Genomic DNA, 21665 nt, shown 5'->3' on the forward strand with positions numbered 1-21665 from the left:
CCCCGCGAACCGCGTCGGGCCGGGCGAGTCCGTGTCAGTTCATGACGGTCCGCGTCAGTCGGTGTGGACCTTCAACGCCGTCCGGACGGCGGATTCGAGGGCACCCTCGATCCAGGCGGGCTTGATGGACGTGTGGCACCCCGCGAAGTGCAGCGGCCCCTCCGACGTGGGGATGTCGGGGAACAGCTCCGCGTGCTGGCCGGGGAACAGCACGGAGGCCTCGCCGTACGCGTAGTGGTCACGCATCCACGACTGGGTCTTGCACTTGGTGGTGAAGAACACCTCGCAGCGCCGGCCGAAGACGGCCTGCACACCGGCGAGCGCGCGCAGATACCGCTCCTCGTCCGCGTACGCGTCCCACTTCAGGGCGTCGTCGGACCAGCTGTAGGAGGCGAGGACGATGCCTCCGCCGGCGCTGTCCTCCATCGGATGGGCGTGCTCGAAGAACATGAAGCGGTTGGCGTTGTCGCTCACGGAGCCGCCGCCGCGGACATGAGCGGCCTCGGGGTCGTCGTTCCCCGCGGGGCGGAACGCGCTGAAGCACTCCTTGAGCCCGCCCGGGACGGTCACCCCCAGATCCTTCACCGACCGGTGCGCGCCGAGGTGTCTGCCGTCCTTGACCCCGCCCGACCGGTACTTGGCGTAGAGGTTGTCCTCGATGGAGTTCAGCGCGTCCTTCCACTGCTCCTCGGTGAACTCCCACCAGCGCTGGGAGAACTCCAGCAGCACCTTGGTCGCCGCGTCGTAGTGCAGTTCGGTGATGGCCCTGCGCTTGCCGTAGGTCAGCGGAGGGTCGAAGGCCACGTGGCGCAGTCCGGAGAAGGGCACGGTGACGATCACCTCGTCGCCCTCGAAGACCTCCGTGGCACCGCCCTTCCCGGTCTGGCTCTCCTCGGAGACGGTGTGCACCCTGACCTTGCCGTCGCCGCGCTCGACGCGTACGGCACGCCTGTCGAGCCGCACCTTGCTCTTCACGGGCGCGTACAGCGCGTCGACGAGTGTCGCGGTGCCGCCCTTGAGCTCCCAGAACTTGGTCTTCGGGTCGATCAGGGCGCTGCCCAGGAAGCTGTGCAGGAAGGAGAGATGCAGTCGTGAGGTGAGGTTCTGGACGGTCCCGACGAGGTCGATCGTCCTGGTGTCGAACCCGGCGGCCTCCGTGAGATACCGGTACATGGACCAGTGGCCGTACCGCTTGAGGACCTTGACCCATCCTTCGACGAGGGCGGTGCCCTCCTTGCCGCGGATGAGCTGGTGGGCGGGTTCGAGGGCGTCCGCGAGGATGGCGGCGGCGGTCCTCGTACGGTTGGCGCCCGTGATGCCGAAGGTGTCGTTGATCTTCTCGGGGTTCTTCTCGTAGTCCGCCCGGCGCATATGGACGCCGTTGATGTGCATCCAGGTGCGGTTGGCCCGCTTCGTCGGGTCGTCGACGTCCACGTCCACCAGGAGGAACTCCTGGCGCGGGAGGTCGAACTTCTTGATCAGCGCCATCAGGAGCGGGTGGCTCTCGGGCAGTCGCATCGCCCCGGCCTCGGCGTACTGCTTGGGGTCGGCGAAGGGCTGTTCCCCGTTCTCGTGGCCGCCCTTGCGGAAGGTCTTGATGCGGCCGCCGACGCGGTTGTCGTTGGCCTCGATCACGACGACGTCGTGGCCGGCGCGCTTGAGCAGGTCGGCGGCGAGCAGCCCGGCGGGGCCGGCCCCGACGATCAGGACCCGCTTCGTGGCCCTGGCCCGGCGCGGCGGCAGCCCGTCCTCGATGGCCTTCAGGTAGGACGGGACCAGCGACTTGTCCTGCTGGTCGTAGACGACGATGGCGCGGGCGACCGTGGTGAACGACGCGGGGTCGATGCCGGGCGGCACCGCGGCCGGCGCCGTGGCGGGCGCGACGGCGGGGCGCAGCGCGGTCGCGGGCGCGGCGGTGGCGGCCGTGAGTCCGGCGGCGAGTGCCGTGGTGCCGGTCGCCGTGACCACGAAGCGCCGGGTGGGCCGCGCGCCGGGCGACCGAGGCGCGGGAGGTGCGGCGGGCGAGTTGTGTGAGGCCTCCGGCGTGAGGTGCTGTTCGCTCGATGTGTCCGTGCTCTTCCTGCTCGGAAGGCCCGCGTCCGGAGTGCTCATGTCGTGTGTACTCATCGTGATCATGCTTGGCGTCCGACCGGCGCGGAGCCAGCACATTCACACGGACGAGGAGCTCAAACCACCCGATCCGTCATTTGGCGAAGACCTTTCATGACGCGCCCTCATGACGCGCCGATCACGACGGGCCGATCACGACGGATCTCGTCGTGATCGGCCCGCGGGTCGGCCCCCGGCAGAACTCAGGCCGAACCCAGGCAGAACTCAGACCGACGGCACGGACTTCGTCGCGAAGTACGGCTTGCAGACGCCGCCGGACCAGTCGGTGGCGATCTCCAGCAGGCTGTTGCCGTCCGTCGACGGGAGCAGCGCCGAGCTGTAGTTGGGGCAGTAGTCGACGACCGTCGACCCGACGGTGACGGGCGCCGGGATCTCCCGCCAGGTGCCGCTGCCGCCCGCGCTGTTGACCCAGACCGTCCTGCCGCTGCCCGCGGCCACCGTGCCGTCCTTGTTGTAGAGGACCTGGCCGATCAGGAAGAGCCGGCCCAGCGGATTGCCGGCCTCCGGTGCCCAGGCCACGGTCGGGGCGTGCTTGAAGTACTTGCCGTCGGCCGTCTCGGGCCGGTAGCCGAGGAACGGCCCGCTCGACCAGTCCCAGCCGTCGGCCGAGGTCCGGTAGTGCACGACGCACTGGTACTGCCCGGGGGCCGAGCAGATCTCGTACGACATGAAGTAGGTGCCGTTGCCGAGCTTGCGGACGACCGCCATGCCGGGCCGGTCGGCGACGACAGGGCTGACGACGGTGGCCCGGTGTCCGGTCCACGTCAGGCCGTTCGAGGAGCGCGCGGCCATCAGCTTCTGGCTGTGGGCGACGTCGGTCTCGTCCGAGTAGTGGGCGACCAGCTGCCCGGAGGCGTCCACGGAGAACTCGGGCTCCCACAGGCCCCCGGTGCCGCCCGCGGTCGCGACGGTGGACAGATAACTCCAGGTGCGCCCCACGTCGTTGCTCTTGAAGACGCGCAGGGCCATCCGCCGGTTCGTCTCGTCCTGGCCGACCGAGGCCGCCCACAGCAGGGTGCCCGCGGGCAGCTCCCCGACCTTCTGCGGGAGTTCGAAGAGCGTGGAGCAGCAGAGTCCCTGGCCGCCGGCCGCCTCCGGGTCGGCGACCGCGCCGACCTGGTGGAAGGACGCGCCGGAGTCGGTGCTCTCGTAGACCGTGCCCAGTCCGTTGTTCCCGGAGAACGTGACCACCGACGACAGGACGCGGCCGTTGGCGCCCGAGTTGTGCGCGAGACGGATCGCTCGGGGGTACAGACCGGTGTCATTGCGCAACACGGTGCCGGTCGCGGCGTCGGCCGGCCCGGTCTGTGCGGTGAGCAGGGCTGCCAGGAGCGCGATCAGCGCCGACACGAGAGCGGCCAGGCGGAACGGACGTGTGGGGGTGAGGGGTCTTGCCGACATCAGATTTCTCCCAATGGGGTGGGGGCTGGATCTGTTCGGTTCGGTCGGTGATACCGGTGGTATCGGTGGCAGTAGGGGCGGGAGCCAGGGGTCAGGTGTCAGGCGTCAGGAGTGAGCCGGATGACGTTCCAGGACACCGGGGCCAGTTCCGCTTCGAGCGCGCCGTCGGCGGAGACCTGGGCTCCGCCCCCGGCGCGCGGCGTGACGCGGTGCGGGTCGGCCTCGGTGTTCACGGCGTCCGGGTCCTGGTCGGCCAGGACGAGGTGTTCGAGGACCCGGTAACCGGACAGCGCGCCGCGCAGCTCGGCCCGCAGACTCAGCGACTCCTCCTGGCCGCGGTTGACGGCGAGGACGGTCACCGCGCCGCTCTCCTCGTCGTACGTCACCACGGTGTCGAGCGCCGGTACGTCCCCGTGCCGGGGTGTGTCGATACGGGACCCGGTGACCTCGGTGCGCAGCACCTTCCCGGTGGCGAACCGGGCCGCCTGGGCGAACGGGTGGAAGGTGGTCTGCCGCCAGCTCGCGCCGCCCGGTTCGCTGCGGATCGGGGCGATGACGTTGACCAGCTGGGCCAGGCACGCGATGGCCACCCGGTCGGCGTTCTTCAGGAGCGTGATGAGCAGCGAGCCGACGACGACGGCGTCGGTCACGCTGTAGGTGTCCTCGATCAGCCGGGGCGTCTCGGCGGTCTCCAGGTTCCGCTCGCCGACGAAGCGGGCGGCGTACCAGACGTTCCACTCGTCGAACGAGAGCCTGATGTGCTTCTTGGCGCCACGCGCGGCCCGTACGTGGTCCGCGGTGGCGACCACGTCACGGATGTACCGGTCCATGTGCGCCCCGGACGCCAGGAAGCTGGCGCGGTCGCCGTCGAACTCCTCGTAGTAGGCGTGCAGCGAGAGGTAGTCGATTTCGTCGTACGTCTGCTCCAGGACCTCGCGCTCCCAGGTGCCGAAGGTCGGCATCTCGGCGTTGGAGCTGCCGCAGGCGACCAGCTCGATGGTCGGGTCGACCTGGCGCATCGCCTTGCCGGTCTCGGCGGCGAGCCGTCCGTACTCGGTGGCCGTCTTGTGGCCGGTCTGCCAGGGGCCGTCCATCTCGTTGCCCAGGCACCACAGCTTGACGTCGTGCGGTGCGGTGACGCCGTGCTTGATCCGCAGATCGGACCAGGCGGTGCCACCGGGCTGGTTGCAGTACTCCACCAGGGCGCGGGCGGCGTCGATGCCGCGGGTGCCGAGGTTGACCGCCATCATCGGGTCGAGACCGAGCTGCTTGGCCCAGGTGAGGAACTCGTTGGTGCCCACCTGGTTGGTCTCGATGGAGCGCCAGGCCAGGTCGAGCCGGCGCGGCCGCTCGGAGGCCGGGCCGACCCCGTCCTCCCAGTGGTAGCCGGAGACGAAGTTGCCGCCGGGGTAGCGGACCAGTCCGGTGCCCAGTTCCCGTACCAGGTCGGCCACGTCGGTACGGAATCCGGCGGCGTCCGCCGAGGGGTGGTCCGGCTCGTGGATGCCGGTGTAGACGCAGCGCCCCATGTGCTCGACGAACGTTCCGTACAGGCGCGGGTCCACCTCCCCGATGGTGAACTCGGGGTCGACGGTGAACCGTGCGGTGTGCGGCATGCTGGGGCCTTTCTTCGGGGGAGCGGGGGAGGAGGGGAGCGGGAGGGGGTGAAGCGCCCGGCGTGGTGAACGGCCCGGCCGGTGGGGCTACTTGAGGCCGGTTCCGGCGATGCCCTCGACGATGCGGCGCTGGAACAGCATGAACACGGCGAGGAGCGGGACGGCGCCGAGCACGGCGGAGGCCATCAACTGGGCGTAGGGCACGCCGAACACGTCCTGGACGGAGGTCAGTCCGACGGGGAGGGTCATCATCTCCGGGTCGGTGACCACCAGCAGGGGCCACAGGAAGTTGTTCCAGACCCCGACGAACACGAAGATCGTGACCGCGGAGATCACCGGACGCGAGATGGGCATGACGATCTGCCCGTACGTCCGCAGCCAGGACGCGCCGTCCGCGCGTGCGGCGTCGATCAGTTCCCTGGGGATGCCGTCGAAGAACTGCTTGAAGACGAACACGGCGACGACGTTGGGGACCTGGGGCAGGACGACTCCCCAGTAGGTGTTGAGCAGACCGACCTGCTGCAGCGCCAGGAACTGGGGGATCATGAGGACCTGCCCCGGGATCATGATCCCGGCGAGGAGCAGTACGAACGCGGCGCGGCGCGCCCTGAACCGGGTCTGCGAGAGGGCGAAGGCGGCGAGCGACCCGGCCACCACCGTGAGCACGGTCGTCAGGATCGAGGTGATGAAGCTGTTCGCGTACCAGTAGGGCAGCTTCCCCGCGTCGAAGAGGTCCTTGTACGCCGAGAGGGTGGGGTGGGAGGTGAACCAGCTGGTGGGGTCGGTGATGACCTCCTGCGAGGGCCGGATCGAGGTGGCGAGCGCCCAGGCGAGCGGCACCAGCCACAGCACCGCGAACGCGATGACGGCTCCCAGGGCCACTCGGTTGAAGAGCCGCTCGGCGTCGTACCGCCGGGGCGGTCCGGCCGCGGGTGTCTTCTGCTCGGTCACGGGCGGTGTGGCGATGGCGGTCATGTTCAGCGCTCCTTCTCGGCGCGGCGTACCAGGGCGAACCAGACGAGCGAGACCAGCAGGATCACCACGAAGAGCAGCAGCGAGACGGTCGACGCGTATCCGACGCGGCCTTCGACGAAGCCCGTGTCGTAGATGAGCTGGAGGGAGGACCGGGTGCTGCCGTCCGGGCCGCCCATGGTCAGCATGTAGATCTGGTCGAAGACCTTCAGTGAGGCGACCACCTGGAGGACCGTGACGAGGGTGGTGGTGCGGCCGAGCATCGGCACGATCACATGGCGGATGCGCTGCCAGGGCCCGGCTCCGTCGAGGGCCGCGGCCTCGTGCACGGAGCGCGGGATGTCCTGCAGACCGGCCAGGTAGAGGATGAAGTTGAAGCCGAGGGTCCACCACACGGTGGCGGCGGCGATGGAGATCATCGCCCAGTCCGGGTCGCCGAGCCAGGACGGCGGGGTGTCCACGCCGACCCACTTGGCGACCTGCTGGGCGAGGCCCACCTGGTCGGCGTAGATGAACGTGAACATCAGCGAGACGACCGCCGAGGGCAGCACGAACGGTGCGAAGAAGGCGAAGCGGAAGAACCAGCGGCCGCGGACGAAGCGGTCGGCGAGGATCGCCAGGACCAGACTCAGCAGCACCAGTGGGACCGTCGTCAGGACGGTGAACCACAGGGTGTTCCTGAGGGTGCGCCAGAACTCGCTGTCGCTCAGCACGGCCGAGTAGTTGGACAGACCGGCGAAGTCACCGAGACCCGACTTGAGCAGGCTGGTGTCGAAGAAGCCGGCCACGACGGTGTAGATCAGCGGCCCCACCAGGAAGAGCAGATAGAACAGGGAGAAGGGCAACAGCATCCCCGGACCGGCCCAGCGGTCACCTCTGCCTCGGGTCTCGGTCGGTGCGGTTGTCGTGGCCATGGGACGGCCCTTTCAGTCAGGACATACGGGATCTCACGACGTACGGGGGCCCGATGAGGGCCGGGGGAGGGTCGGTTGACGGCCTGCCGGCCAGGTGCGTTCGGCCGCCTGGCTGTACTGCGCCGTGCCGGGAGGCGGCGGGACGCGGCGGGCTACAGGGGTGAGGGCCGGCTCGCGATGTCGCGCAGTTCACGGCGCATCCGGGCGGCGCCGGCCGTGGGACTGGCGGCGCCGGTGAACACGGAGGTCACCGCGTCGCCGATGATGTTCTGCAGGGAACTGCCCGCGCCCCCGTACCAGGCGACCGGGTCGTAGGCGGCCCCGTCCGCGGCGGCGGCGTAGTGCGACTGCGGTTCCAGGGCCCGGTAGGCGGCCGACCGCTGGGTGGGCAGCCAGGCGGGGATGTGTCCGCCCTCCGCCCACAGCTTGCTGGAGCCGAGCAGGGAGGCGGCGAAGCCCAGGGAGAGATCGAGCCGTTGTGCCGCCTCGGAGGGTGCCTTGGGCAGGACCAGGGCGTGGGAGTCGGCGGCGCAGGCGTAGGGCGCGTCGTCGAAGATCCTCGGCAGCGGCCGCATGTCGAACTTCACCTTGGCGCCCTGGACGGTGAGGACCTGCCAGACACCGTCCATCAGGAATCCGGCCTTGCCGGTGGTGAGCATCGTGATGGCACCCGGACCGTCGGTGGTCGTGGGGACGACCTTCTCCTGGGTGAGGCGCCGGATGTACGCGAGGGCCTCGGCCGCGGCAGCCGTGTCGATGACGACCTTCTTGCCCTGGTCGGCGACGAGGTCACCGCCGCCGATCTGCCGGTAGAACGACCAGAAGAGCCGGAACTGCGTCGAGGCGTCCTTCACCGAGGCGACCGAGCCGCCCCACTGCCCGGTCACCTCCTTGGCGGCGCGCAGGGCGTCGATGAACTCGTCCGGCCCGTCCACGTCCGTCAACCGGCCCCGGCCGTCGAGCAGTCCGGCCTTCTCGGCTATGTCGGTTCGGAAATAGAGCACGAAGGGATGTGTGTCGAGCGGGACGGCGTACAGCTTCCCGTCCAGCTGGGACTTCTTCCAGGGGCGCGCGTCGAACTTGTCCTCGGTCAGGCCGTGTTCGGCCAGATCGGCCGGCCGCAGCTCGGTGAGCAGCCCGGCCTCGGCGAGTGTGGGCACCTTCGACAGGTGGCTGATGGCGACCTGCGGGGGCCGGTCGCCGAGCGTCGCCAGGGTGAGCTTGGTGTAGTACGGGTTGCCCCACACGAAGGTCGCCGACTTCAGGTCCGTGGCCCGGTGTCCGGCCCGGTAGGCGGCCTCCATCGCCAGCAGCCGCTCACCGTCGCCGCCGGTGAAGGGGTTCCAGAAGTTCAGCCGCGACGAGGTGGGCGCTCCGCCGGTGAACCCCTGCGCGAGGGTGCTGTCACAGCCACTGAGAGCGGCGGCCGAGGCCGCGGCGGCACCGAGCGACAGGGTGCCGCGCAGCAGTCGTCGCCGGGACGGGCCGGGCGGGGAGAGGTGCGGCGTGCGGTCCCGCATGGGCATGCGTCCTTCCACGGCAGGGAACTCCATGACTACAACGTTGTAATAGGCGACCGGACTGATCATCTCGATCGCTGGGCTGAGGCAGTTACAACGTTGTATCCCTGCGGAAATGCGGCGTCAACACTTCTGTACGAACTTCCTGTCCGACGGCCCCTCGACGCCTTATCGGGGCATATCACCCAAGCGGGAAGCGAAGCTCTTACAACGTTGCAACGTGGCTTACGCTGAGCAGCGCACCGGTCCGAATCGCGTGATGCCTCGGCGCCTCGGCGCGGCAACGTATCGACGCGTCCCCGCGGAGGGCGGCCGGACGGAAGCCGGGGGAGGGAGAGCGACCACCATGGCAGGAGCACGCCTCAAGGACGTGGCGCAACGCGCGGGCGTATCGATCAAGACGGTCTCGAACGTCGTCAGGGGTGAGGTCCGGGTCGCGGAACAGACCCGGGAACGGGTGCTGCGCGCCATAGCCGAACTCGACTACCAGCCCAACGCATCCGCCCGCCATCTGCGCACCGGCCGCAGCGGAATCATCGCGCTGGCCGTTCCCGAACTGGTCGCGCCGTACTTCGCGGAGCTGGCCGCGGAGGTCATCGCGGCCGCGAAGAAACGCGGCTGCACCGTCCTCATCGAGGACACCGGGGGAGACCCCGCGGAGGAACTGCGCATCGCCTGCGGACTCAGCGACCCGCTCATCGACGGAGTGCTGCTCAGCCCGCTCTGCCTCGACGAGACGATGCTCGCCAACCGCGAACGCCGGGTGCCCCTTGTGCTGTTGGGCGAGCAGTCGTACAAGATCCCGGCGGACCACGTACTGATCGACAACTCCGCGGCGGCCCGGGAGGCGACCGAGCACCTGCTCCAGCTCGGGCGGCGGCGCATCGGGGTCATCGGCCAGCCGGCCGACCGCGCCCATGCGACCACGGTCCAGCGCATGCACGGATTCCTCACCGCACTGCATGCCGCGGGCGTGCCGCACGACCCCCGACTCGTCCCGGACACCGGGGAGTTCACCCGCGCCGACGGAGCCGCCGCCATGCGTGTCCTGCTCGCGCTGGAGGATCCGCCGGACGCGGTGTTCTGCTTCAGCGACCTGCTCGCCTCGGGCGCGATGCGCGCGGCGCACGAACACGGGCTGCGGGTACCTGAGGACCTGGCGGTCGTGGGCTTCGACGACATCCAGGAGACCCGCTACAGCGTGCCGTCACTGACCACCGTGTCGCCGGACAAGCGGGAGATCGCCGAACTGGCCGTGGACGCCGTGCTGCACAGGATCACCACCGACGCGGAGGCCCCGCACACGCGGCTCACGGCGGGGTACGAACTGGTCGTACGGGAGAGCACGCGGTCGGTGGGCGGTGCGCGCGGCCGCCTTGCTCGACCGAGCCCAAGTGCGGGGACCTGGGCGGACGGTGCTTCCCTCCCCGAGTGAAAAGGCGGACCCCGTGCGTCGGTTCTGTCGTCATTCCCTGATGAGCGTCGATCTCCGCCCCGGCCACCGGGGATCCGGCCCCCGGCGCCGCGCTCGGAGAAGCTGGTCCTGGTCCTGGTCCCGGTGGCGGGCTTCGGTGGTACGGCGATGGGCTGTACGGGATGCGCCGCAGAGGCGTCCAGGGCTGGAGAGCCAGGCGTGACGGGGATGAGCGTCTTCATTTTCGTACTCTCCGCCCTGCTGATCCTCATGGCCTGCGTCAAGGCGGACCGCGTCCGCTCCTGGCGCGCGTCATTGAACCCCTCGGCTCCGGAGATCCCCGACGCGGGCTTCATGGTCGCCCGCCTGGTCCTGGTTGCCATGGCCGTCGTCGGCGTCGTCATCGCGTTCCAGGGCATCGCCGTGGAGGACAACGGCGGCTGGAGCGACGACGAGCTGACGAGCGCGGTCGAGGGAGCCACGGACGCCCTGGACGGCAGCTTCACCTACGGTGCCTTTGAGGGCGACGCTCCCGCCGACTTCGGCGGCGAATACGCCAGGAAGGTCGAGGACGAGGTCGTTGAGCACGGTGGTGGTGACGCCCCGCAGTTCGGCGTGGACGCCGCACTCACTCACAAGACGTCCGAGCAGGCGCAGTACCGGATTTCGGCCGACGGAGCGGGGGCGTCCTTCTGCATGCGCGTCCAGCGCACGCATGCGGGATACATCGAGACGGTGTTCAAGCCGGTCGAGTCCGCCCGGGAACGCCGGCGCGCGATCACCGGCGCCTCCCTTGTCGGCGAGGGTGGCCACCTGGTGATTACCTGCCCAATTGGCTAGGTTGCCCTCTCCTCGTCCGATTCCCGCAGGGAGAGTGGCAGCCGTGCGGCAACAGCACAAGACCTTCCAGGCGATCGAGGTCGGCGACGGCAGCGACGGGCGGTGGGCCGCCTACGCCCGGACCCTGTGGCAGGAGATGGAGGGCCTGCTGACCGAGGAGGGCCGCACTCCGGAGGGCGCGGATCGTGTTCGGGCGCTGTTCCGGGCGCACATGCCGGAACTGGTCCCGGTTCTGGACCGCCTGGCCGGCCGACTCGACCGGCCCGAGGCGGAAGCCTTCCTCACCCACGCGGCACTGCGGCCGTTCTCCCCGGCCTGCACCCAGATCGGCCAGAACGGCACTCTGCTGCGCAACTACGACTTACGGCCCGATCAATGCGAGGGGACCATCGTCTCCTCCTGCTTCCTGCGCCCCGTGATCGGGATGCAGGACATGCTGTGGGGCTTGCTGGACGGAATGAACGACGCCGGTCTCGCGATCTCGCTCACCTGGGGTGGACGTTCCGCCTACGGACGCGGCTTCGCCATTCTCATCCTGGTGCGCTACCTGCTGGAGACGTGCGACACCGTCGACGAGGCGGTCGACAGGCTGCGGTCCCTGCCGGTCGCCGTCCCCCAGAACCTCACCCTTGTCGATCCCGTGCAGGCGATGACGGTGTTCGTGGGACCGGACATGTCGCCGACGGTGGCGCCGGACGCCTGCGCCGCCAATCACCAGCACCTGCCGGTGACCGACGAGCAGGAGCAGGCCCTGCGGACGCAGGAGCGGCTGCGCGCCGTTCGCGCCGCGGGTGCCGACGTGGCGGCGATGCTGAAGCCGCCGCTGTATCGACCCGTCGACGAGCAGGGGTCGAGAACGCTCTACACCGCCCACTACCGGCCCGTCGAGGGCCGCGTGACGTACTACTGGCCCGGCGAGTCCTGGCAACAGTCCTTCGGCGACTTCACCCCCGGATCCCGCACCGTGACCCTGGGCCGGGCCGGCTGAGAGGTTTTCCGGGCTTCTGCTCGCCCCTGCACGAATGACGCAGGGCCTCTTTCCGGCGCTGCCCGCGGGGGCTTGCGGCAGCGTTCGCTCAGTCCTCGGGCCTGGGGGCCAGGGTGATGAGGGCGGTGGCGATCTGGTCGAGGCGGGCGGGGGCGAGGGCGTAGAGAACGTAGTAGCCCTCGCGCTGGGTGGTGGTGAGTCCTGCCTGGGTGAGCTGATGGAGGTGGCGGGAGGTGACGGAGGGGGACAGGCCGAGGAGAGAGGCGAGTTCTTGCGTGGTGCGGCTCTGGGCGGCGAGGTGGGTGACGATCCGCAGGCGTGGGGCGGCGGCCAGAGCCCGGAGTGCGGTGAGGGTGTCTTCCTGACTGGCGGGGCGGGCGGTCGAGGCGGGCGCGAGGGGCAGAGCGGGGTAGGTGATCCGCAGGGGCCAGGGGGCGTCGCAGGTGACGCGGACGTGGGGCCAGACGTAGTGGCTGGCGGTGAACGTCACGGGGTGGTCGCGTGTGACGGAGATGTCGTGGTCGTGCGGACGGTCGAGGCGCAGGGTCCGGCGGCCGGGGTCCACGCGGATCTGGGGAGCGAGGGTGCGGAGCATCGGGAACAGGCCGTGGTGGGCGATCCGGGCGCCCGAGCGGGTGATCGACTCGTACAAGGAGGGCTCGATGCGCTCCCACTCCTGGGCGAAGGCGGCGTCCCAGTAGTCCTCCAGCACGGTGAGCGCGTCGTCGAGGACGGGGAGGGGGTCGGTGAGGATGCTCTCCAGGCGTGCCGCCCGACTTGGGTCGCTGTTGCGGTACTCGGTGAGTACCGCGTCGCGGGTGGCGCGGTCGTCGAGGTCGTCGCCGGTGTGGCGGGTGGTGTCGACGAGCGTTCGGGCGAGTTCGGCGGCCAGCAGAGCGGGCGGCAGGCCCCGTACGGCCGCGATCTGGGCCGCGAAGTCGGCGTCGTGATCACCGATGCGGCTTTCGAAGAGGGCGGGGATGTAGTCGGCCACGACGAAGTCGTGCCTGCGTAGACGCCGGCGCAGGGCGGCGGGCAGGCGGCGGCACCGCCTGACCCAGGGGACGTGCAGCGCGTGGTGGCCGGGGTCGGTGAGGACGTGCCAGGAGTGGACGGCTTCGAGCAGGGGGGAGACGGAGAAGGCGATGTCCTCCTCGGCCGTTTCGGCGAAGCGCAGGGTGATCACGATTGCAGGATTTCACAATCAGTTGATCGGAACCGGTCGTCCCGGTCAGGCTCTGGAGCGGATCGCGTGCCGTCCGGCCGCAGGTCGACTCCCCTCCGTTTCGAGCGAAGGCCGCAGGTGACTCCATGAGTACGCCCGAAGCACCCTGGCAGGCCGTACTGGACTCCGACGGCTGCCCGTACACCGTCCACCAGCATGCCGCCGCGCACAGTGTCGCCGAGCGCCAGGCCCTGCCGTTCCCCTGGTCGCAGGCGGTGAAGACGCTCGCCTTCGCCACGTCGGACTTCCCGCTGTTGCTCGTGGTGCTGCGGGCGGAGGACCGGGTGGACTTCGCCCGTCTGGCGGCTCTTTCGGGCACCAGCCGTTCCCGGCTGCGCGTGGCGGACGCCGACCTGCTCGCCGCGGAGGGCCTGGTGCCCGGTGGCGTGCCTCCGGTCAGCCACCGGCCCGGGGTGCCGTGCCTGATCGATGCCGCGGTCGCCCACCCGGGCAGGCCCGTCTACTGCGGTGCCGGATCGGCCGACCGCACCCTCCGGATCAACTCCGCCGACCTGGCCCGCCTCCCCCGCGCCCAGGTGGGCGCCCTCTCTCGGTAGCCGCCCCACCCGCGCGCCGGGCCCGCCCCTCGTCACTGCTCACACCACCGCACCGCCCTTCGCCGGTTGCGCGGCACAGATCAGGAAGTCCCAGCTCATGGTGAAGACGGAAAGCCTTCTCGCGTTCGCCGCGATGTCCCTCGTCGTGATCGTGATCCCCGGTCCGAGCGTCCTGTTCGTCGTCGGCCGCGCCCTCGCGCACGGCCGCCGCACCGCGCTCGCCACCGTCCTGGGCAACCTCCTGGGCTGCTACGCCCTCATCCTCGCCGTCGCACTCGGCGTCGGCGCGCTGGTCCAGAGCTCGACCACCGTGTTCACCGCCGTGCAGCTGGCCGGCGCCGTGTACCTCGTCCACCTCGGCGTCCAGGCGTACCGTCACCGTGGCCGGCTGCGCGCCGATCTGACGACGGGGGAGGGCGAACGGCGCGGTGATCTGCGCACCGTCCTGGACGGCCTGCTGGTGGGCGCCACGAACCCCAAGGGCCTGGTCTTCTTCGCCGCGGTCCTGCCACAGTTCGTGAACCACGACGCGGGGAACATCCCGTTGCAGATGATGGTCCTCGGCCTGATCCCGGCCGGGATCGGCCTGGTCTGCGACACCGCCTGGGGCCTGGGTGCCTCGGCGGCCCGAACCTGGTTCGCCGGCTCCGACCGGCGCCTGTCGATGATCGGCGGCGCCGGCGGCATCGCACTGATCGGCCTCGGGCTCGCCGTCGCCACCACCACCCACCACTGAGCCCGCTGCGACGTCCACCCCGCGCGGGATGCCCAGGGTGTCAACCGGCCACCTCTTCCGTGGGAGCGGCCGGCCGCGCGGGGTAGCGGCTGCGCATCGCGTCGCTGGCTGCGGGGCCCGCGGTGAAGACGTAGGCGGCGCTGTCGTCGAGCCGGCGGCCGGTCTTGGCGTCGACGACGACGGGCTCGACCTCCTCGCCGCTCCGTGCGTCGACGAGGATCATGGTGCGCTCCGTCGGGGCGAGCCGGGCATTGCCCCACGCGGCCAGGGCGACGATCACCGGGCGCAGTGAGAGCCCGAGTTCGGTGAGTACGTACTCGTGCCGTACGGGGTTCGTCCGGTACGGCCGGCGTTCCAGCAGGCCGTCCGCGACCAGGGTCTTCAGCCGGGTGGTGAGCATGCTGGAGGAGATGCCCAGGTTCTCCTGGAACTGGTCGAAGCGGGTGTAGCCGTCGAAGGCGTCGTGGAGGATCAGCAGGGTCCACCACTCGCCGACGTGTTCCACCGTCGTGGACAGCGGGCACTCCCGGTCCTCCAGCCTGATCCGGCTTGCCACGGCGACCATCCCCTTAGTTACTGCTAAAGTCGAAGTTAGTAGCTTCTATTCTAGCAGTCATGACGGGGGCGGTGCTTCGCATGCCCGCGCCCGGAAACGGAGCACCACGTGACCCCAGCCATCAGCGAATCCCTCGAAGGCCGACGCGCCCTGGTCACCGGCGGCACCAAGGGCACCGGCGCCGCGATCGCCCGGCGGCTCGCCGAGGCCGGCGCGACCGTGCTGGTCACCGCCCGCAGCCGTCCCGACGACGTCGAGGAGAAGACGTTCATCACCGCCGACCTGTCCACCGCCGAGGGCGCCGCCCACGTCGCCGCCGAGGTGGACGCCCGCGTGGGAGGCGTCGACATCCTGGTCAACACCCTCGGTGGCTCCCAGGCGCCGGCAGGAGGATTCGCCGCGCTCGGCGAGGACGACTGGGCCAGGGAGCTGAACACGAACCTGCTGGCCGCCGTCCGGCTGGACCGCGCACTCCTGCCGCACATGATCGCCACGGGCAAGGGCGCGGTCGTGCACGTCACCTCGATCCAGCGCCGCATGCCGTTGTGGAACGGCACCCTGGCCTACGCCGCCGCCAAGGCCGCCCTGGCCACGTACAGCAAGGGCCTGGCCAACCAGGTCGCCCCGGACGGCGTCCGCGTCAACGCCGTCTCGCCCGGCTTCGTCCGGACCTCGGCCGCCGACCACCTCGTCACCCGGATCGCCGACGACGCAGGCATCGGCCGGGAAGCGGCGCTGGGCCGGCTCATGGACTCCCTGGGAGGCATCCCCCTCGGCCGTCCCAACCGGCCCGAGGAGGTCGCCGAGCTCGTCGCCTTCCTCGTCTCCGACCGCGCCTCGGCCATCGTCGGCGCCGAACACGTCATCGACGGCGGCACCACACCCACCGTGTGAACCCGCCATCAGCCCACCGTCTGAATCCGCCACCACCGTCAGGAGCGTTGTGCACGACAACCAGCCCCGGACCATCGACCCGGACGACCTGCCCGAGGTGATCACCCGCTACCTCACGGCGCACCGCGCTCACGACACCGCCACGGCGGTCACGACGTTCATCGACGACGCCACGGTGCTCGACGACGGCAACACATATCAGGGCGCCGTCGCGATCGAGCGCTGGCTGGACCGGGCCGCCACCGAGTTCACGTACACCATCGACCTGTCGAACGCTCAGCAGGCCGACGCGGCCCACTACATCGCCACGCACCACCTCGAAGGCGACTTCCCCGGCGGCACCATCGACCTCCGCTATCGGTTCACGCTGCGCGGCGACCTCATCGAACACCTCGCCATCGAGCCCTGAGCCCGCTCCCGCGCCACCTGCTCCCGCTCGCCAGGCACGCCGCCGACGCTGCACCGACCGCTCGCCGCCCCGCAGATCGTCAGGCGGGTGGCCAGTTGCGGAGGGCGGCGTCCGCGACGCGTTGGAGTTCTTCGCGGGTGGCGCCCGCTGCGGCCTGGACCGCGATGCCGTTCCCCAGGGTCATGAGGTAGTGGGCGAGGACGTCCGGGTCGGTGCCCGCGGGCAGGTCGCCTTCGTCGACGGCTCGGCGGAAGCGGTCACGGAAGGACGCGCGGTTGCCGTCTTGCCACGCGGCGAGCGCGTCGGCGGCGGTCCGCCCGAGGTGGTTCGCGACGAGGGAGGCCTGGACGCCGAGGCATCCGGCCGGGCAGTCGTCCTGGGTGGTGCCCTGGACGGAGGCGGTGAGGTAGGCGGTGGCCACCTCCAGGGCGGTGGGCTTCTCCCGTACCTGGGCGCTGTAGGCGGTTCGGCTTTCGGCGTAGTGCTCCAGGGCCTTCCGGAACAGGTCCTCCTTGTTGCCGAAGGCCGCGTACATGCTCGTCTTGGTGATTCCCATGGCGCGGGTCAGGTCGGTGAGGCTGACGCCGTCGTAGCCGTGTTCCCAGAAGGTCATCATGGCCCGTTCCAGGGCCTCTTCGGTGTCGAACCCCCGCGGCCGCCCGATCGGCGCCTGTCCCGTCGCCGCCGTTCGTGTCGTTGTCTTCCGCGTCGCTTCCACGCGTCCACCCTACCCTTCCGTTCCGACCGGAACAGAAAGGTGAACGGTAAGGCGGGAGGGCACGTCATGGGAACGCTCGAAGGCAAGACGGCTGTGGTCACGGGCGGCGGAACGCGGGGCATCGGCCGGGCCACGGCCGCACGGCTGGCGGCCGAGGGGGCGCACGTGTTCATCACCGGTCGGCGCGAGGCCGAACTGAAGGAGGCGGCCGAGTCCATCGGCTCCGCGGTCACCGCGGTGCCGGGCGACATCACGAGGCCGGCCGACCTGGACCGGCTGTACGAGCTGGTGCGTGAACGCGGGCAGGGCCTGGACGTACTGTTCGCCAACGCGGCCACCGCCTCGTTCGCGACGCTGGAGCAGATCACCGGTGAGGACTTCGACCGCATCTTCGAGGTCAATGTCAAGGGCACGCTGCTGACCGTGCAGAAGGCGCTGCCGCACCTCAACGACGGCGCTTCGGTCATCCTGAACGCCTCCACGAACGCCGACCGCGGCGCTCCGGCGTTCGGCCTGTACGCGGCGTCCAAGGCCGCCCTCCGGTCCTTCGCACGGACCTGGGCCAACGAGCTCGCCGGCCGGGGCATCCGCGTCAACGCCGTCTCACCCGGGCCGATCGACACCTCAGGCGTCACCGAACTCGTCGGGGAGGAGAACGCGGCCGCCTACAAGGCGCAGATGGGAACCGACCTTCCGATCGGCCGGATCGGACGCCCGGAGGAGGTCGCCGCCGCAGTGGCCTTCCTCGCCTCCGCGGACAGCAGCTTCGTCCTGGGCGCCAACCTGTACGTCGACGGCGGCGCGAACCAGATCTGACCGGACTGGGCGAAGAGGCTCGCCGTCGGTCGTCGTCGCGCGGCCGGGTTGTTCAGTGCGCGGTGAGGCCGCCGTCGACCCAGCACCTCCGAGCCGGTGACGAACGAGGAGTTGTCGCAAGCGAGGAAGAGGATCGCGGGTGCGACCTCGTCGGCGCGGCCGGCCCTGCGCATGGGAGTGCGTCGGACGTCCGGCCGCCGCTCGCGCGCAGGAGCGGCAACGCCGCCTTCATGCCGAGCCAGGTGCCTTTCTGGTTCACGTCGATGACGCGGTCCCACACCTCTTCGCTGAACCGGGCAGCCCCAGCGCCCAGTCCCTGGACCTGCTCGGCTCCATCCACGCCACATGGCGCCGGTCCCACCGCTGACCGGCCGACGGAGCAGGTGAACGACGGGACGCTCGGAACGGCGGCACTACCGGAGGTCGGGGGGCGTGCTCGGCCGGCGTCAGCGTCGGGCGAGCCGGTGCAGGGCGTGGACGACGGACGGCGCGAGCGTGTCCGGGTGGTCGGCGTCGTGCATCAGGTGGTCCGCTCCCGGCAGCACCACTCGGCCCGGCCCGCCGGCACGCGCGTGACGCAGGGCGGTCGTCAGGTGGTTCGTGGTGGCACAAGGGACCTGGGCGTCGTTCGTCCCGCAGGTCAACAGCACGTCGGTGCCCGGCCGTAGCGCGGCGGCGGTGTCCGGCGGGTAGACCGCGTCATCGCTGTCGACGAACCGGGCGCTCGTGCCCTGGAACGCCTCGAAGAGCCGGGCTATGGGGGAGGGCAGGTCGGTGGTCTCGACCGGCCGGTGCTCGCGCAGTGCGGCCACGGCGGCGTCGATGGCCGTGTCGATGGTGCGTCGCTGTTCCGGTGTGAACTGGCCCTGCCTGGTCGCTTCGGCGATCTGGGCCTTGAGCTGGAGTGCGACCAGGTCCAGCATGCGGATCGCCTGCGGTTGCAGAAGGGCCAGGCCGGCCGGGCGGGGGCGGACGCTGCCGCCCAGCAGCAGTCCCGTCATCGCGCCCTCGCTGTGCCCGACGATCAGCAGAGCGTGCGGGTCGGTCTCCGGCTGGTCGCGCAGCGACTCGTAGGCGGCCCGTGCCTGGCGGACGAACGCGGGAAGGTCGAGTTCCTCCGGGTGCTCCTGGTAGGCGCCGAGCCCGGTGCGGCCGGTGCCGTACTTGTCGAACCGCAGTGTGGCGATCTTGTCTCTGTCGAGGGTGTCGGCCAACTGGGCCAGGGTGTCGGGCGAGGAGGCGGGCGGCTGGTTGCCGTCGCGGTCGGTGGGGCCGCTGCCGGGCAGCAGCAGAGCCGCCCGCAGTCGTTGCCCGGCGCGATGCTCGGGAACGTGCAGGGTGCCGTACGCGGTCGTCCCGTCAGCCGTGAACACGACCTCGCGGTCGGCGGCGGGCACGAGCCCGGGTGTTGCCTCGGCCGGGGTGGCGGTGACGACGGCCAGCGCCATGACGGCTGCTGCCAAGTGGCGAAACATCGGCTCAACTCCTCTGTACATCCACGGCGGCACGCACCGCTTCGTCCTCGGCGAAGGCTCTTGGCCTGCCCATGACCACGACGGTAGACAATTGAAGAACGATCAGTCAAGAACGATCGTTCCTAAATTACGGATCCCCTTCGTGCCACGCCTGCGGCTCTGTGGTCGCTCCGCCCGCTATCGGCTGCGGCTGAAGAGGGAGGCTGCCCTTACAGGGCAATACACCTAGCGCCAGACGAGGATCTCCGTGCTCGGCCCGCGTTCGGAGAACCGGCCCGACGGGGAGACCCGTCGCAGCAGTCGGCGTACGTCCGACTCGAAGTCGTCCCGGTGCGTGCCGAACAGGTGGGGAGCCGAGAACGACATCGAGAAGACTCCCGCGACGACGTCGTCACTCGTGCGCTCCAGCGACTGCCCGCCGGGAACGACGTGCCGTCGGGGACCGGTGAATCCCGCCCGGGAGTACACCGCCGCCTCGTTGCCCGGTGTTCCCTGCGGCAGCAGGCTCCGGCCGGCTCGCCGTACGGGCCCCAGGTAGCGTCTGACCAGTTCGTCCAAGGCCCGGTAGGGCACCGCCGGATGCGGCAGACCTTCGACGGTCCGGGTTTCCGTCTCCACGTCGGAGATGTGCACCAGCGCACCGCCGGGCCGCAGCATGCCCCTGACGGTCGCCGCCACCAGATCGCGGTCCATCCAGTGGAAGGACTGGGCGAGGACCGCGACGGTGAACGTCCCGAGACCGGCGGGCAGATCCTCGCCACGGGCCCGCACCCACCGCGTCTTCCCGCTCAGCCCGTGCTCGGCGGCCGCACGCGTGGCTTCGGCGATCATCCCGCTGTCCGGGTCCACGCCGACGATCTCGTCGAACAGGTGAGCCAGGGGCAGCGCGACGGTGCCGGGTCCGCATCCCACGTCGATGAGACGCCCCCGCCCGTCGGGTTCGGCGAGTCCGTCGAGCCGTTCGTCCGGTGTCGGCGGCGGTGCCGGTTCCAGCGCTTCGGCGACCGCGTCCGCCAGCCCGGGGGCGTACGGGAGTCTCCCGCGCCGGTAGTGGGCTGCCGTACCCAGGAACAGCGTGTCGTCCCACTCCCAGCCGGCGGTCATGTCCGTCTGCCGCCCCTTCACGAGGATCACGGTCCGCTGTGACGGAGCGCTGTGGCGGATCGATGATTCCACGACGAACACTTCCCGTCCGCCGGACCGCGCCGGCTACGCGGTCCGCGCGGTCAGGGTGAAGGCCAGCAGCGCCGTCGTGGTGAAGTCCAGCGCGGGTTCCACGGTCTGCCAGGCGCCCACGTGGTCGAGGTACCGTGCGCCCCTGCCGTCGAAGTCGGTCCAGGCCCCCGCGGGCGGGGCGGCCGCGCACTTCTCCATGGTGGGGAAGCCGTTCAACTCCGCCAGTTTCGACGCGGCGTTGGGGCCGTTGACCACCGCGCCCCGCAGGATCGCGCCCGTCCCGTCGTGGCTGCCCGCGAGGTTGGCCAACTGGTGTTCCGGGCAGTGCGGGTAGACCTCACCCGCACCGATCACGAAACTGGTACCCCACGGGTTGGCGCCGAGGGCCCAGCCCCGCTGCCGCCCGCTGAAGGCCGTGTAGCGCGTGTCCCCGGTGGCCCTCGCGTAGAGCCGGGCGGTGGCGACCAGCCCGAAGGTGTGCGGGACGGCGTCGAAGTCGTCATAGACGGCACCGGCCCCGAACGGGTCGTGCCCGGCGCGGGCGACACCGTCGTCCACCTGGCGGCGCAGATCCCCGTACAGCTCAGCGGCCCCGATCCCGTGCGCGCGGGCGCCGTCCAGGACGGTGGCCAGGTCGACGTGGGCGAGGGCACTGACGTCCGCGACACCCAGCGTGCCCCGGACGTCGGAGCGCAGATACGCCCCCGCCCAGCGGGCCGCTTCGTCGGCCCAGGCACCCTCTCGTTCGTCCCCGGTCTCCCGCGCGGCCAGCGCCAGTTCGGCCGCGGCGAACTCCAGGTCGTCCTGCCACGAGTCCTCCGGATAGAAGGTGGGCGGGAACGCGGTGAGAGGCGGCTCGTCGGGATCGGTGTCGGCCAGGGCGTAGACGGCGGCTGCCTTGTCCAGCCAGCCCTGGGCCTCCTCCGGGTCGGCCCCGGCCGCCGAGTCCGGGCCTGCCGCGCGCTGTGCGGCGAGGGCGAAGGCGGCGGCGACCCGCCCCGCCAGGCTGGGACTGATCGCCTCGCCCGGCTCGGCCGCGCGGAAGACGGGCCGGTGCTTGATCGTGAAGTCCGGGTCACCCGGCGACACGTCGAGCCGGTCGTCGGCCTCCGGCAGCCGCCACACGTCGTGATCCGTGCGTACGGACTCGTTGCCCACGCCGATGCCGACCTGCGCGTAGAGGGTCTCGCCGTCCCCGTCCCACATCTTGTCCAACCAGGCCAGCCCGTGCGAGGCCTCCGCCGACAGCTCGGCCAGGTCCGGCATGTCGCGCTCGGCGAGCAGGAGTTCGGCGACCGCGCGGAGAGT

General features: G+C 70.6%; 20 protein-coding genes and 1 pseudogene. 8 read left to right on the plus strand and 13 right to left on the minus strand.

Annotated elements, in window-relative coordinates; translation table 11 throughout:
* Nucleotides 1–54: 54 nt before the first annotated feature.
* The 6 genes from ACLVWQ_RS05230 to ACLVWQ_RS05255 all read right to left on the minus strand — a co-directional run bounded on the left by ACLVWQ_RS05230 (nucleotide 55) and on the right by ACLVWQ_RS05255 (nucleotide 8553).
* Complete coding sequence (locus ACLVWQ_RS05230; protein ID WP_414106956.1) at nucleotides 55–2127, minus strand: flavin monoamine oxidase family protein; 2073 nt, start codon at nucleotides 2125–2127, stop codon at nucleotides 55–57.
* A gap of 207 nt (nucleotides 2128–2334) precedes the next feature.
* Nucleotides 2335–3531 (minus strand): exo-alpha-sialidase, encoded by a 1197-nt coding sequence (locus tag ACLVWQ_RS05235; RefSeq protein WP_414106957.1) that lies wholly within the window; start codon nucleotides 3529–3531, stop codon nucleotides 2335–2337.
* Between the two features lie 98 nt (nucleotides 3532–3629).
* Entirely contained in the window at nucleotides 3630–5147 is a 1518-nt protein-coding gene (locus ACLVWQ_RS05240) for an alpha-N-arabinofuranosidase (protein ID WP_414106958.1), read from the minus strand.
* Nucleotides 5148–5234: 87 nt separating this feature from the next.
* Nucleotides 5235–6122 (minus strand): carbohydrate ABC transporter permease, encoded by an 888-nt coding sequence (locus ACLVWQ_RS05245; protein WP_414106959.1) that lies wholly within the window; start codon nucleotides 6120–6122, stop codon nucleotides 5235–5237.
* A 2-nt stretch (nucleotides 6123–6124) separates the two neighbouring features.
* Entirely contained in the window at nucleotides 6125–7033 is a 909-nt protein-coding gene (locus ACLVWQ_RS05250) for a carbohydrate ABC transporter permease (protein WP_414106960.1), read from the minus strand.
* Between the two features lie 152 nt (nucleotides 7034–7185).
* A complete protein-coding gene (locus ACLVWQ_RS05255) occupies nucleotides 7186–8553 on the minus strand; it encodes an extracellular solute-binding protein (RefSeq protein ID WP_414106961.1) in 1368 nt (455 codons plus the stop codon).
* A 346-nt stretch (nucleotides 8554–8899) separates the two neighbouring features.
* Between ACLVWQ_RS05255 and ACLVWQ_RS05260 the strand changes: the two genes are divergently transcribed.
* The 3 genes from ACLVWQ_RS05260 (at nucleotide 8900) to ACLVWQ_RS05270 (ending at nucleotide 11795) form a co-directional block, all read left to right on the plus strand.
* Nucleotides 8900–9988, plus strand: coding sequence for a LacI family DNA-binding transcriptional regulator (locus ACLVWQ_RS05260; RefSeq protein WP_414106962.1), 1089 nt, complete (start codon nucleotides 8900–8902; stop codon nucleotides 9986–9988).
* A gap of 207 nt (nucleotides 9989–10195) precedes the next feature.
* Nucleotides 10196–10807 carry a hypothetical protein gene (locus ACLVWQ_RS05265; RefSeq protein WP_414106963.1) on the plus strand — a complete coding sequence of 204 codons (612 nt, stop codon included), beginning with the start codon at nucleotides 10196–10198 and terminating at the stop codon, nucleotides 10805–10807.
* A 43-nt stretch (nucleotides 10808–10850) separates the two neighbouring features.
* The gene (locus tag ACLVWQ_RS05270; RefSeq protein WP_414106964.1) at nucleotides 10851–11795 is read left to right on the plus strand and encodes a C45 family autoproteolytic acyltransferase/hydolase; all 945 of its coding nucleotides are present in this window, start codon (nucleotides 10851–10853) and stop codon (nucleotides 11793–11795) included.
* An 88-nt stretch (nucleotides 11796–11883) separates the two neighbouring features.
* Here ACLVWQ_RS05270 and ACLVWQ_RS05275 read toward each other — a convergent pair whose 3' ends face one another.
* On the minus strand, nucleotides 11884–12981 hold the full coding sequence (locus ACLVWQ_RS05275) for a DUF5937 family protein (protein ID WP_414106965.1): 1098 nt from the start codon (nucleotides 12979–12981) through the stop codon (nucleotides 11884–11886).
* Between the two features lie 125 nt (nucleotides 12982–13106).
* Between ACLVWQ_RS05275 and ACLVWQ_RS05280 the strand changes: the two genes are divergently transcribed.
* Complete coding sequence (locus ACLVWQ_RS05280) at nucleotides 13107–13577, plus strand: aminoacyl-tRNA deacylase (protein WP_414106966.1); 471 nt, start codon at nucleotides 13107–13109, stop codon at nucleotides 13575–13577.
* A 97-nt stretch (nucleotides 13578–13674) separates the two neighbouring features.
* On the plus strand, nucleotides 13675–14313 hold the full coding sequence (locus tag ACLVWQ_RS05285; RefSeq protein ID WP_414106967.1) for a LysE family translocator: 639 nt from the start codon (nucleotides 13675–13677) through the stop codon (nucleotides 14311–14313).
* 40 nt (nucleotides 14314–14353) lie between these two features.
* Here the strand turns inward: ACLVWQ_RS05285 and ACLVWQ_RS05290 are convergent, their stop codons facing one another.
* Nucleotides 14354–14878, minus strand: coding sequence for a winged helix-turn-helix transcriptional regulator (locus tag ACLVWQ_RS05290; protein WP_414106968.1), 525 nt, complete (start codon nucleotides 14876–14878; stop codon nucleotides 14354–14356).
* A gap of 99 nt (nucleotides 14879–14977) precedes the next feature.
* Here ACLVWQ_RS05290 and ACLVWQ_RS05295 point away from each other — a divergent pair, with 99 nt between their 5' ends.
* Nucleotides 14978–15763, plus strand: coding sequence for an SDR family oxidoreductase (locus ACLVWQ_RS05295; RefSeq protein WP_414106969.1), 786 nt, complete (start codon nucleotides 14978–14980; stop codon nucleotides 15761–15763).
* A 49-nt stretch (nucleotides 15764–15812) separates the two neighbouring features.
* A complete protein-coding gene (locus tag ACLVWQ_RS05300) occupies nucleotides 15813–16172 on the plus strand; it encodes a nuclear transport factor 2 family protein (protein WP_414106970.1) in 360 nt (119 codons plus the stop codon).
* A gap of 79 nt (nucleotides 16173–16251) precedes the next feature.
* Here the strand turns inward: ACLVWQ_RS05300 and ACLVWQ_RS05305 are convergent, their stop codons facing one another.
* Nucleotides 16252–16890: a TetR/AcrR family transcriptional regulator gene (locus tag ACLVWQ_RS05305; RefSeq protein WP_414106971.1), complete on the minus strand. Its 639-nt coding sequence runs from the start codon at nucleotides 16888–16890 to the stop codon at nucleotides 16252–16254.
* 66 nt (nucleotides 16891–16956) lie between these two features.
* On the opposite strand from ACLVWQ_RS05305, the gene ACLVWQ_RS05310 reads away from it, so the two are divergent.
* Nucleotides 16957–17706: an SDR family NAD(P)-dependent oxidoreductase gene (locus tag ACLVWQ_RS05310; protein ID WP_414106972.1), complete on the plus strand. Its 750-nt coding sequence runs from the start codon at nucleotides 16957–16959 to the stop codon at nucleotides 17704–17706.
* A 52-nt stretch (nucleotides 17707–17758) separates the two neighbouring features.
* Here ACLVWQ_RS05310 and ACLVWQ_RS05315 read toward each other — a convergent pair.
* The 4 genes and pseudogenes from ACLVWQ_RS05315 to ACLVWQ_RS05330 form a co-directional block, all read right to left on the minus strand.
* A pseudogene (locus ACLVWQ_RS05315) lies at nucleotides 17759–17992 on the minus strand (SDR family oxidoreductase); the annotation flags it as partial.
* Between the two features lie 160 nt (nucleotides 17993–18152).
* Nucleotides 18153–19181 carry an alpha/beta hydrolase family protein gene (locus ACLVWQ_RS05320; protein ID WP_414106973.1) on the minus strand — a complete coding sequence of 343 codons (1029 nt, stop codon included), beginning with the start codon at nucleotides 19179–19181 and terminating at the stop codon, nucleotides 18153–18155.
* Nucleotides 19182–19406: 225 nt separating this feature from the next.
* Nucleotides 19407–20285, minus strand: coding sequence for a class I SAM-dependent methyltransferase (locus tag ACLVWQ_RS05325; protein ID WP_414107403.1), 879 nt, complete (start codon nucleotides 20283–20285; stop codon nucleotides 19407–19409).
* A gap of 105 nt (nucleotides 20286–20390) precedes the next feature.
* Nucleotides 20391–21623: a glycoside hydrolase family 9 protein gene (locus ACLVWQ_RS05330; protein WP_414106974.1), complete on the minus strand. Its 1233-nt coding sequence runs from the start codon at nucleotides 21621–21623 to the stop codon at nucleotides 20391–20393.
* Nucleotides 21624–21665 lie beyond the last annotated feature (42 nt).

The organism is Streptomyces sp. CWNU-52B (assembly GCF_047444975.1).
GTDB lineage: Bacteria > Actinomycetota > Actinomycetes > Streptomycetales > Streptomycetaceae > Streptomyces.